Source organism: Cohnella herbarum, assembly GCF_012849095.1.
GTDB classification, from domain to species: Bacteria; Bacillota; Bacilli; order Paenibacillales; family Paenibacillaceae; genus Cohnella; species Cohnella herbarum.
In genome coordinates this window covers 1076084-1088595 of sequence record NZ_CP051680.1, presented here as the reverse complement: position 1 = coordinate 1088595, position 12512 = coordinate 1076084, and the positions used below count along the sequence as shown (strand labels likewise).

Genomic DNA, 12512 nt, shown 5'->3' with positions numbered 1-12512 from the left:
GGATGCTTCATTTATCGTTTTTATTTGTTTTTGAAGAAACGGGAAAGCTCGCCTTGAATCAATGACACCTGACCGGGTCTCTTGCCGGTCATCAGCTGTTGCTTGAGCATCCGGTGAAGCTGGGAATCGCTCATCTCGCGGCGCTTGACTTCCGACACCTCGTTGATGATCGTTCCGTCGTTCTCGTCCTGACCGACAGGATTCATGACTTGTTTAATCCCTGCGATATTTACGCCCTTCTCGATCAACGACTTGATTTCCATCAAGCGCTCTACGTCGTTGAAGGAGAACAGACGTTGGTTGCCGTCCGTACGGGCAGGCTGAATCAGTTCGTGCTGCTCATAATAGCGAATTTGGCGGGCGGTCAGGTCGGTCAGCTTCATTACGATGCCGATCGGAAACAACGCCATATTCCTGCGAATCTCGTCGCCCATGTCATACCAACCTTCCAACTTATCATGTAATAATTGAAATCACTTACATTGTACCCTTGCCCCCAAAACATGTCAAGGCATGTAAGGTTTCTGGCGGCGAAACTCACAAATATCCGCGTTTCCGAAATTCCCGCAACGTTCCCTTTACAGCGAACTTCACATGGGCGTAAGTTAAGCCCCCCTGCATATAGGCAATATAAGGTTCGCGTACGGGAGCGTCGGCGGATAATTCCAAGCTGCCCCCCTGAATGAAGGTGCCGGCGGCCATAATAACGGGATGCTCGTAACCGGGCATATCCCATGGCTCAGGAACGACGTGAGCGTCCACCGCGGCCGCTTTCTGGATCGATTGCACGAAATGAACGAGAGGTTCCGCCGCGCTGAACCGGATCGCTTGAATCAAATCCGTCCGGGGATCGTTCCACCTCGGGTGCGTTTCGAAACCTAATCGTTCGAAGATCGCCGAAGCGAAAATGCTCCCCTTAACCGCTTGTCCTACGAGTAACGGGGCAAGAAATAATCCTTGGAAGATCGAACGGGTCGTACCGAGCATAGCTCCGACTTCCCCGCCGATTCCCGGAGCGGTCATCCGATACGCGGCAAGCTCGACCAACCGCTGCTTACCCGCAATGTAACCTCCGCTCGGAGCCAGTCCCCCTCCGGGGTTCTTGATCAGGGATCCTGCCATCAGATCTACGCCGACCTCGGTCGGTTCTCGTTGTTCCGTGAATTCTCCGTAACAATTATCGACGAATACGATTCCGTCCGGTTGAATCGCTTTAATCCGGCTAACCATATCGGCGATCTGGTCGATCGTGAACGAAGGACGCCAATCGTAACCCCGAGAACGCTGAATAGCGAACACTTTCGTACGCTCCGATACGGCAGCGCCGATCGCTTCCCAATTCACGCTACCGTCCTCTAATAAGGGAACGATCTTCGTATGTACGCCCCAATCCGCGAGCGAACCTAATCCGTCGCCAGGCTTGCCGATAACCTTATGCAACGTATCGTATGGCCGACCCGTAACGAACAAAAGCTCGTCTCCAGGACGTAAGCAGCCGAACAGAGCGGCGGATATCGTATGGGTTCCGGAAACGAGATGAGGTCGAACGATCGCCGCTTCCGCTCCGAATACGTCCGCGTACACCAGATCCAACACCTCGCGTCCGCTGTCGTTATAACCGTACCCGGTCGACGCCGCGAAATGAAAGTCGCTTACCCGATGCTTCTGGAAAGCGTTAATGACTTTCTCCTGGTTGTTCTCCACGATCCGATCCATTGCGCGAAGCCGAGACGACGCTTGCTCCTCCGCGGCTTCCGCCCATTGTTCCCATAGGTGTTCGAAATCTACATGATCCTGATCCAGCATGATGCTCTCCCTTTCAAGACAATTCAACCGTAATATCGCAGGAATTTACTCCGAAGCTCTAAAGGCCTCTAACGCCCGGCCTGATTTCTCCATATCCGCCGGGTTGAGCCTGACCGTAAGGAGAAGCCAATCCTCATCCGTCTCCTGACCCAATACTTCTCCCACGCGATAGGCTAAAGCGGCTAAATCTCCGCGGGATGCCGGAATGCGAAACTCCGCGACTTCCCCGAGAATGCGATCTTCGATAGCTTCCCTTAGACGCGACATATCCTGTTCGACGAAGGCGTTCACGCGGATCGTGTCCTGCCCCCCGGTAAGCATGGATAACGCGGTCTCTGAACTCAGATCGATTTTGTTATAGACGATCAACATAGGCTTGCCGCCCGCTCCAAGTTCTTGCAACACTTCGTCTACGACTTTCTGTTGCCTAACGCGCATCGGCGAGGAAGCGTCCACGACGTGCAGCAGCAAATCGGCTTCGGCCGCTTCCTCCAACGTAGCGCGGAAGGCGGCTACGAGATCATGCGGGAGGTTCTGAATGAATCCTACCGTGTCCGTCAGGATGATTTCCTTGCCGCTTGGCAAGGTCAAATTACGGGAAGTCGGGTCCAATGTAGCAAATAGCTTGTCCTCCGCCAAGACGTCCGCGTCCGTAAGCTGTCTAAGCAACGTCGATTTGCCCGCGTTCGTATAACCGACAAGCGCGACCTGAACCGCGCCGACTTTGCGTCGGCGCTCCCGGTGCAGATTGCGATGGGCCGTTACCGTTTCTAACTGTCGCTTCAATTCCGTGATGCGGTCCCGAATGTGCCTGCGATCGGTTTCCAGCTTTGTCTCTCCGGGACCTCTCGTACCGATACCCCCGCCTAAACGCGACAGGTTCTTACCGTGACCGGACAATCTCGGCAGCAGATAGGAGAGCTGAGCCAGCTCAACCTGAAGAATCCCTTCCCGCGTTTTGGCTCGCCCAGCGAAAATATCCAAAATAAGCTGAGTGCGGTCAATGATCTTCATATCCAATACTTCTTCCAGGTTTCTCACCTGCGCTCCCGAGAGCTCTTGATCGAATATCGCCGTCATCGCGCCGGTCTCTTCGGCCATCTCGCGGATTTCTTGCGCTTTGCCTTTACCGACGAAATATCTTTTATCCGGTACGTCCAGATTTTGCATGATCGAATCTATAACTTCTACGCCCGCCGTTTCGGCTAGCGAAGCAAGTTCTTCCAACGAATGCTGCGGATCGGCTCCCGATCTTCTTACGTGGTCGGTTACCAGGCTGACGAGCAGAGCTTTCTCCTGCTCCCCGGCTCCCGTATCATAGCTGCTTTGTCGCATCGGCGGCCCTCTTTCTTTCTGGTTCGTATTATAAACTCCGTACGTCTTCCGGACGCAACGCCATGAGCTCAAGCCGCCCGGGAGATCCGGCCGGATATTGAGAGAGCAATCGCACGGCCTGATATCGGATAGCCCGCTCCAACACGTTGCGAACGTATCTCGCGTTGCTGAAATCGAAGATGGACTCCGACTTTTCATGAATAATCAACTGGCGCAGCTTAAACAAAGTCTGCGGCATCAACGTATAATCCCGATCCTTGGTCATCCCTTCGGCAATCAGCATAAGTTGATCGACCGTATAATCCGGAAATTCCATTTGAATCGGAAACCGCGAAGGCAAACCCGGATTCGTCATCAGGAAAGACTCGATTTCCAACGTGTACCCCGCCAAAATAAGCACGAATTGATTTTTGTAATCTTCCATCGCCTTAACGAGCGTATCGATCGCTTCTTTGCCGAAGTCCTTCTCGCCGCCGCGGGCCAAGCTATAAGCTTCGTCGACGAACAACACGCCGCCCAACGACTTCTTAACCAATTCCCTAGTCTTCTGTGCCGTATGGCCGATGTATTCGCCGACGAGGTCGGCTCTTTCCACTTCGATGAGATGTCCTTTCGCGAGCAACCCCATACTCTGAAACAGCTTCGCGATCAGTCTGGCGACCGTCGTTTTCCCCGTACCTGGATTCCCTTTGAAAATCATATGAAAAACTTGCGCCTGGGCTTGGAGGTTAGCTTCATTCCGGTACTGCATGATTTGCAATAAGGCGTATATTTCGTATACGAGCTCCTTAATGTTGTCTAACCCGACCATTCGGTCGAGTTCCTTCTGCCACTCCACCCACGGACCGGATTGGGGCAAAGATTTGGCGTTGCCGGCGATATCCGCCGCGATTCCCATACCGGAATTCATGTCCGGATCCGCATTACGCAGAACGACGTTGATTTGCCGAGATGGTCTCTTCTGCGCGGCCGAAGCTTCCCTCGGTTCCGATGTGCTTGTTTTAGCGTTCATCAAGCTTCACCCCATATGGCTTGTGTCGACGAATTTGCCGCAATACCAATGTATTCCGTTCGTCCGATCCCTAGTCATAGGAAGAGCTTCGTTACTAGCCATTTCGTATAAGCCAGAACTTCCCTCGATTGATGGTAAGCCATGTTCAGCACATGCGATTCCGTTACGCTAACTTGAACGGGCTTCAACCCGACCTTCTTAGCGATATCGGCCGCCCTTGAACCATGGTAGTCATGCGTAACTACGACCGCTTTAGACCAATCGTGCTGCCGCATGATTTCTTGCGCGAAAATAAGGTTCTCATACGTGCTTCGCGACAAAGAATCCATAATGATCGAAGCTTCGGGAACGCCTTGCCCGACTAAATAGTCGCGCATGCCTTCCGCTTCGGTGATCGTGGCGCCGCCGCTATCCAAACCTCCGGTTACGATGAAGTGGCTGAACGTGCCGTCGCGGTATAATCCGAGCGCATGGTCCAGCCGTTCCCGCAATCCCGGACTCGGTTTGTCGTTCCATAACCTTGCACCAAGAACTATGCCTACATCCGCGCTTATCGGGGTTCCCGGTTTAGGCGTACCCTCGAATTTGGTAATGACGAAATAAAGCGATAGACACCACGCTAGCAAAGCCAATAACCCGATCGACGATACCCATAACAATGGGCGAAACCACCGCGATCGGCGATTACGCGACCGGGATATGGAAGATGAAATAAGCGGCTTCCCCTTGGCGAATCCGTTCATTAAACGGTTCCTTTCTCCCACCCCAACTTATCCAGCAACTGCTTTCTATGCGTTAAGCTCAGGTCGAAATACGGGAATTTATTTTGATTGATCAAATCTAATAAACGAGCCGCGGTCTTCTGCGCCATCGCCGAATCGCGCGGAGTGATCTGGCCCTCGTCCAACGCTTCTTCCAACTCGTCTTCGTCCAACAACAGTTTCTCTCCGGTCGGCAGAACGACGATGTCCAGAAACAAATCATCGAACCACGGCACTTGTTGATCGGTCAGTCCTTGTACTTTGCAAATATCGATGTACCACTGCACGACCTGGTCCTTGTCGTCGAACATCGTCGTCACCACGAAGTGCTCTCCCCGCGGAAAATGCTGCATCCATAAATATCCGCGATCCGCTAAACACATTCTTCGCCCGTTGTATTCCTTCCATAAGGGATCCCTCAGCTCATGGATTCGATACATCGTTACGAAACCTCTGAACTGAGGCTCATCCATCGGTATGCACGCATAACTCTTCTTTAATATTCGCCGCCAATTCGCCCGATCCGAAAATTTACGTTTCATCACGTCTTTCCTTTCCTTCAGTCCAACGTTATATTCTGAACACGCGTTGCCCGCACGGCAACTCAATATAATCAAAGCTTACCACAACTTGCCTTCTCGAACCAGTTTCGCTCTCCTTTCGCAGGGCAATCGCATCTAACATCTCCATTACCGTTTAAAAACAAAAAAGCGTTGGTAAAGGACTATGTCCTTGAACCAATGCTTTTTCGTATTAAGCTTAAGGCAACGGAATTTCTTCTGCCGGCGTATCCGAGCTAAAGCCTTCAACCGGAGTATCGGTCGAAACCGGCGGTTGCGTTTCCGGCGGCGTAGGCGTCGGAGTCGGCGTTGGGGTTGGCGTCGGAGTCGTCCCAGGAACCTCGATTTCGATCGGCGGAAGCGTCGCTCCCGGCTCGCCGGTTTCGCCCGGCGGCGGAGTTTCGCCACCCTCTCCCGGCGACGGAGTCGGTTCCAAGCCGGTAGTAACGGTCACCGTAACGGTCTCCGAAGGCTCGCTTTCCAACTTCTTGTCTGCCTGATAAGCCGTTACGTAGTAACTGAACGTTTGATCCGGCAAAATCGCAAGATCGTCGAAAGTCTCGCTCTCAACCTGGGCTAATAGCTTGAATTCGGCCTCGCTAGCCTCCTTGCGGTAAACCTTATAAGTGACGTCTTTGCCTTCGACGGCCGCCCATGTCAGTTCGACCGAAACGAATTCCGGAGAGTAAGCCGCGATCAGACCGCTAACGCCCGGAAGCTTCTGTTCCTCCTCTTCCTTCATGCCGCTAGGCGTAGGGAAGCTCTTACGCTCCACTCCTTCAAGCGCCTTCGACATGACGGCCGAGAAGAGCTGCGCCGATTTACTGCTGCTGGAATCCAGCAGATGATCTTTATCCGTTTTGTCATAGCCCATCCAGACCGCTGCCGTCCATTCCGGCGTATACCCGACAAACCAGGCGTCGCGGTTTTTGCTCGTTTTATATCCCGGAATCCCGGCTTGCGTCGTACCGGTTTTACCGGCGACCGTCCGGCCGCTGATGCTGGCCTTCGTCCCGGTGCCTCCTTTTTGCGTGACCCCCTTCATCAATTCGGTCATATAATAGGAGGTATTCTCGTCCATGACTTGCTTCGCTTTCGTACTCTTATACTCGTATACCGGTTTTTTCTGGCTATTCTCGATTTTCAGAATGCTGTGGGGATCCTGCAACGTCCCCCCGTTAGCGAACGCGCCATAGGCTCTTGCCATCTCAAGCGGGGTAACCCCGCGAGTCAGACCGCCTAACGCGGTCGAGAGATTGCGGTCTTCCTTCTCGAGCTGGAACCCCAGCTTCTCCGCGAAATCGAGCCCTTTGCCGATGCCGATTTCATTCAGCAACCACACCGCGGAAACGTTACGCGATTCCTTGATCGCTTCCTTCATCGGAATGGCTCCCTTATAGCCGTTCGTATTGGAAGGACAATAATCTCCATAGCACTTTTTAACGTCCTGCACGAGCGACCAAGGGAAGAAGTCTCCCGTCTCGACGGCAGGGCCGTAATCCATGATCGGCTTAAAGGAAGAGCCCGGCTGGCGTTGTTTCGTTACGCGGTTCCAGCCTTGCTTCTGGTAATCCCGTCCGCCGACCATCGCGATCAATGATCCGTCATGCTGGTCCATGATCACCATGGCTCCCTGCACGATGATATCGTCCTTGCTCTTATCGAATCGGTCGGCATTGGCGAATTCATTCTCCATGGCGATCTGAGCTTTCGTATTGATCGTCGTCGTGATCCGATAGCCCGCGCTGAGCAGCTCTTCCTCGCTCTTGCCCGTTTTCTCCATCGCTTCGTCCAATACGTAATCGATGAAAGTCAAATATTTCGAATTAGCGGTTTTCGTGGCCGACGTCGGTTTGTAAACCACTTTAGCCGCCTTTTCCTTCTCCGCTTCCGTAATCAGGCCTTGGTCGAACATCAGCTTCAGCACGACCGCTCTGCGATCCATCGACTTCTCCGGATTTTTGACCGGATTATTAGCGCTAGGAGCCTTAGGCATGCCGGCTAAAGTTGCGATTTCCCATATTTCGAGTTTATCGAGCGGTTTATTAAAATAAAACTTCGCCGCCGTTTTGACGCCGTATTGACCGTTACCGAAATAAATCCGGTTCAAGTACAGCTCGAGAATTTCCGGTTTCGTTTTTTGCTGTTCCAGAGCCAAGGCGATCGATGCCTCGGTTCCTTTACGGAACAACGTTTTGTCTGCATTCAAGAATAAGTTCTTGGCAAGCTGCTGCGTAATCGTACTGGCGCCTTCCACCGCGCTCCTCGCGATGACGTCCTTCACGAGCGCCCGTCCGATGCCTAACAAGTCAACGCCGCTGTGTTCGTAGAACCTCTTGTCCTCCGTCGCGACGAACGCTTGCTGAACGAGCTCGGGAATTTCTTTGATCGGCACGAATTCCCTGTTGCCTTCGGCCATCGATAGCTTACCGATTTCCTTATCGTTCTTATCTACGATGATCGTCGATTGAGCCAAATTCAATTTATTAATGTTGGCGCTAAGAATGCGTTCTCCATTCAAGATGATAAGCAAGTATCCGACGACCGCGCATACGATCGCGAACAAGGCTACGAAGAACAACCAGATAAGTGCGGCTTTTTTTCTCCCTTTGCGAGGACCTTTTCCCTTCCCTTTGCCCTTGGCTTTACTGGTGTTGGAACCTCTGCGACTACTGCCCGATTGGCTTGGAACTTCAGGATGGTTCATCTTGTTCTCCCCTTCTATCCATACTCTCTCTAATCTCTAATTTACCCAACATAAACGACTTCACCCATTGACGGATAAAGAAAGAACAACCCGGTGACGGGTTGCTCATGTGCCGGCCTATTCTGTTAGACGCTTCTCTGTAGAGAAAAGTTTCACATGCGCTTGTTCGTGCAATCCACGCCCCCAAGCGGGGAGCGATATACGCGGTTGGAATCGCAGGCTCAGAACATTTTCCTTGCGACGAGATATCAGTTATCAGAACCGCTATCTTGCTGCATGAGAGATACGTTTCGCTGCGGCATAAACGTGCTGATCGCATGCTTGTATACCATTTGCTGGCGTCCCTCGCTATCGATTACGATGGTGAAGTTGTCAAAAGCGCGGACAACGCCGCGAATTTGAAACCCGTTGGTCAAATAAACAGTGACCGGAATGCTGTCTTTGCGAAGTTGATTGAGAAATGTATCCTGGATGTTAATGGACTTGTTCATTGGCCGTAAACCCCCATCGCCACAAATATTTATGAACAAATATATTCAATGTCAATCTGAAACTTTCCTGCTATTATAGCACATATCCTCGGGAAAAGATCGCTGTTTTTTCCGTCTTCCCCAATATCGACCCACTCTAACGCTTTCATGTGACGAAACCAGCTCAGCTGACGCTTGGCGAAATGCCTCGTATCCCGTTTAAGAATCGCGACCGCTTGCCCGTAATCGGTTTCCCCCGCCAAGTATGCCACGATCTCTTTGTAGCCGAGCCCGCGCATCGAAACGGCGTCTCTGGGCACTCCCGCAGACAATAACGCTTGAACTTCTTCGACGAGACCGGCATCCATCATTTGATCGATTCGTTGCTCTATACGCTCGTACAATTCCGCCCGATCCATCGTCAGTCCGATGATGCAAAGCCGATAGGGGGACTTCTTGTCGTCACCCCGCGACTGGTCTTGCGTTTCGGATAGCGGTTTACCCGTTAGATGAAACACTTCGAGCGCGCGAATCACTCTACCTTCATCGTTCGGGTGCAGCTTGGCCGCCGTGATCGGATCAACGGCTTCCAATCGATCATGCAACGCTTGGGCTCCCTGCTCGCGCGCGAAAGCTCTCATCTGTTCCCGGAATGCCTCATCCGCTCCGATATCCTGAAATTGAAATCCGTAGCAGACGGACTCTACGTATAATCCCGTACCCCCCACGATAAATGGAATTCGGCCTCGGCCATGGATTTCTTTGATTTTCTCGGTACACAAGCTCTGAAATTCGGACACGGAAAAAGAGTGCTCCGGTTCGCAAATATCGATGAGATGATGAGGAACGCCTTCTCTCTCGTCAGGCATGAGCTTTGCCGTGCCGATGTCCATACGGCGGTACACTTGCATCGAATCCCCGCTGATGATTTCCGCGTTTAAGGCATGCGCTATTCGCAAGCTTAACGCCGTCTTGCCAACCGCGGTCGGACCGACCAGGACAAGCAACGGAGGACGATCGTCCCTCGTTTCGTTATTCAATGTCTATCACTCCGTATGCTACCGAGGATGCGGACGCCCGGGCCAGGCGGAAGCCTAACCGTTCGAACTGGCCGCTGGCGCGATGATCTTTAAGCACGACTTTCTTGCGGGCTACCCGCTTCGCGTCCCGGACGGTTTCTGCCGACAGGGCGGCGCGCAGAGCCTGCGATCTTAGCGGGACCATCGAACTGGAAGTCGTAACCGGCCGATCGAACATCGGATCGAAGTATACGACGTCCGCGCTGTTGTCTTCCATTCGGGACAAAATCTCTTCATGATGGCCGAGAACCGGTTCAATCGTCCTCATCGCGCGATCGATATCCGCCAAGCCCGTTTCGTATACGCGCAGTCCCTCTCTTACGATCGCGTGCAACACGTTCGAGGCTTCCATCGCAATGACTCTGCCTTTTTCTCCGACCGCGTAACTGAACACTAACGAGTCCGAGCATAGTCCGGCCGTACAATCCAGCACCATATCACCCGATTGAACCCCGGACACGGTCAGCAGCGTATCGTTCCCGCCGGATCTTAGTCTCTTCAATCGTACAAGCGCCATGCTCGGATGAAAATAAAACGGTTGTTGCCCTTCCAACATGAGCCGTATTTCTTTTTCTCCGACGACGACGATTTCGTCGTCCTCCCACTTCCCGTGCATCGACCGAATCGTCTTGTTGGAGCGCGGAACGTAACGCCCCTCCAACTCGGCCGCCAATCGAATCGCCCGGTCGACGATGACGGCTTCCGGATGTTCCGATGTCGTTACGATCAAGACGTCACCCGCTTAAACATTTTCTCCAGCTCGTAAGTACTAAAGCTCACGACGATAGGTCGTCCATGCGGGCATGTGTACGGTTGACGGCAAGCCGCCAAGCGTTGCAACAGCTTCTCGCCCGACTCCCTCGTTAAAGCTTGATTCGCTTTAATGGAGGCTTTACAGGAGCACATAATCGCCGCCTTCTCCCGCAACGCGTGCAGATCGACGCTTCGTTCTTGAATGATCCATTCCGCCATTTCGCGTACGACCGCCGCCTCGTCGCCTCCGGGAAACCAATGAGGCACCGCGCGGATAATAAAGGTATTGCCGCCGAAATCCTCCATGTATACGCCCGCGCTCTCGAAAGCGGCCAATCGCCCGCGCAGAACCGCGCATTCGTCCGGAGCGAACTCCAACGTTACGGGAAGAAGCAGCTCTTGGCTGGCTTCCTCCGGGCGTCCGAATTTATCGTAGTAGAATTCGTAGTGAATGCGTTCGTGCGCGGCGTGCTGATCGATCAAGTATAAGCCGTTCACGTTCTGGGCGACGATATAGGTTCCATGCAGTTGTCCGATCCAGCTAAGCTCCGGAAACTCCGGAACTCGCGGCTGAACGTCCGGAACGGCAAAAGCCGATTTCCAAATCTGTTCCGGAACTTTCTCCACGACCGGTTTCTCCGCCCACGGCGACCCTCCCGAATTATCCGAGCCGTAAGATGTGCCGGGTTTATTGGAGGAGTACGAATCTTTCGAGCCGTTATAGGGCTTGGAAGGATTGGCAGTCCTCTCTATCGGATCATTCAGAGCCGCATAGTTGTCGGATTGATTTGACGGGAAGAACGAAGGACTTGCGTATCCGGCTTTTGTTTCGGCAATGAGGGACTCCATCGCTTCGAGCTCCGACGCTGCCGCCAGTTCCGAAGATACCGGTTTAAGCGAAGGCTCCACGGCGGGAACTTGGAAACGGATCTGATCCTGCACCCACGTATTCGTCTTAGGCGCTCGCACAGCCGCTCCTGACGGGATATAAGCTTCGGTGCTTAAGGCTTTCTTAATCGCGCTTTCGACGAATGCCCGCAATTCGTTTTCCTTGCTGAACCTGACTTCCAACTTAGCGGGGTGAACGTTCACGTCCACCAGCGTAGGATGCATCTTCAGATCGAGCACGGTTAGCGGATAACGGTGCAGCGGCAGCAACGTATGGTAAGCCTGAAGCAGAGGCTGAGCGACCGCCTGGCTGCGGACATATCGTCCGTTGACCAGAACGGTGACCGCGTTGCGGTTCGCTCTCGTTTCCGTTGGCATGGCAGTCAGCCCGATTAGGGTATAGTCGGGACTTTCTTCATTGACGGCGATCATCGCTTTCGCCGAAGCCGTTCCGTATATGGCGGCCACGACTTGGCGGAGATCGCCGTTCCCCGGCGTTCGAAGCAACAAATTCCCGTTGTGGGAAAAAGTGAACGCGATGTCGGGGCGGGCGAGCGCTTGACGATAGACGACGTCGGACAGATGGCCCAGCTCCGTCTGGATCGTCTTCATGTATTTCAGTCTTGCCGGCGTGTTGTAGAATAAATCCTTAACAACCATTTCCGTGCCCTTAGGAGCGTTCGTATCGCGATTGGCCAGCATATTGCCGCCTTCGATTTCAAGCAGTCTGCCTAACCCGCTATCATCGGTCGCGCTTACGCATTTAACTTTGGCAACGGCCGCGATACTGGGCAACGCTTCGCCCCGGAATCCGAGCGTCGCGATCTGAAACAGATCCTTGCCGCTCGATATTTTGCTCGTCGCGTGACGCTGAAAGGCGAGCAGCATATCGTCCGGCTGAATGCCGCTGCCATCGTCCGCTACCCTAAGCAGGTTAAGGCCGCCCTCTTCCGCCGATACGTCGACGCGCGTCGATCCCGCGTCGACGGCGTTCTCGATTAATTCCTTCAGTACGGAAGCCGGCCGTTCAACCACCTCTCCGGCCGCGATCTGATTCGCTAAATGTTCATCAAGCGGGCGAATGATCCCCATGCCGACTCACTCCTTCGGGACGATGACGCCCATCTGTTAATAAGGCTAT

General features: G+C 53.3%; 11 protein-coding genes. All 11 read right to left on the bottom strand.

What is annotated here, in order from left to right:
• Nucleotides 1–20: 20 nt before the first annotated feature.
• Nucleotides 21–434, bottom strand: a complete 414-nt coding sequence (locus HH215_RS04565; RefSeq protein WP_169278832.1) for a MerR family transcriptional regulator — start codon at nucleotides 432–434, stop codon at nucleotides 21–23.
• A 103-nt stretch (nucleotides 435–537) separates the two neighbouring features.
• Nucleotides 538–1806, bottom strand: a complete 1269-nt coding sequence (locus tag HH215_RS04560) for a methionine gamma-lyase family protein (protein WP_169278831.1) — start codon at nucleotides 1804–1806, stop codon at nucleotides 538–540.
• A 45-nt stretch (nucleotides 1807–1851) separates the two neighbouring features.
• Nucleotides 1852–3141 carry a GTPase HflX gene (hflX, locus tag HH215_RS04555; protein WP_169278830.1) on the bottom strand — a complete coding sequence of 430 codons (1290 nt, stop codon included), beginning with the start codon at nucleotides 3139–3141 and terminating at the stop codon, nucleotides 1852–1854.
• A 28-nt stretch (nucleotides 3142–3169) separates the two neighbouring features.
• Nucleotides 3170–4153 (bottom strand): AAA family ATPase, encoded by a 984-nt coding sequence (locus tag HH215_RS04550; protein WP_169278829.1) that lies wholly within the window; start codon nucleotides 4151–4153, stop codon nucleotides 3170–3172.
• Between the two features lie 74 nt (nucleotides 4154–4227).
• On the bottom strand, nucleotides 4228–4812 hold the full coding sequence (locus tag HH215_RS04545; protein WP_254450362.1) for a YdcF family protein: 585 nt from the start codon (nucleotides 4810–4812) through the stop codon (nucleotides 4228–4230).
• Nucleotides 4813–4895: 83 nt separating this feature from the next.
• On the bottom strand, nucleotides 4896–5456 hold the full coding sequence (locus HH215_RS04540) for a ribonuclease FAU-1 family protein (RefSeq protein WP_169278827.1): 561 nt from the start codon (nucleotides 5454–5456) through the stop codon (nucleotides 4896–4898).
• 217 nt (nucleotides 5457–5673) lie between these two features.
• Nucleotides 5674–8181 carry a transglycosylase domain-containing protein gene (locus HH215_RS04535; RefSeq protein WP_217362274.1) on the bottom strand — a complete coding sequence of 836 codons (2508 nt, stop codon included), beginning with the start codon at nucleotides 8179–8181 and terminating at the stop codon, nucleotides 5674–5676.
• Between the two features lie 248 nt (nucleotides 8182–8429).
• The gene (hfq, locus tag HH215_RS04530) at nucleotides 8430–8672 is read right to left on the bottom strand and encodes an RNA chaperone Hfq (RefSeq protein ID WP_115993032.1); all 243 of its coding nucleotides are present in this window, start codon (nucleotides 8670–8672) and stop codon (nucleotides 8430–8432) included.
• A gap of 29 nt (nucleotides 8673–8701) precedes the next feature.
• Nucleotides 8702–9691, bottom strand: coding sequence for a tRNA (adenosine(37)-N6)-dimethylallyltransferase MiaA (gene miaA, locus HH215_RS04525; RefSeq protein ID WP_169278826.1), 990 nt, complete (start codon nucleotides 9689–9691; stop codon nucleotides 8702–8704).
• The gene (locus HH215_RS04520) at nucleotides 9684–10460 is read right to left on the bottom strand and encodes a class I SAM-dependent methyltransferase (protein ID WP_169278825.1); all 777 of its coding nucleotides are present in this window, start codon (nucleotides 10458–10460) and stop codon (nucleotides 9684–9686) included. The genes miaA and HH215_RS04520 overlap by 8 nt, the downstream gene beginning before the upstream one ends.
• A complete protein-coding gene (mutL, locus tag HH215_RS04515; protein WP_169278824.1) occupies nucleotides 10457–12463 on the bottom strand; it encodes a DNA mismatch repair endonuclease MutL in 2007 nt (668 codons plus the stop codon). The genes HH215_RS04520 and mutL overlap by 4 nt, the downstream gene beginning before the upstream one ends.
• Nucleotides 12464–12512: the final 49 nt, after the last annotated feature.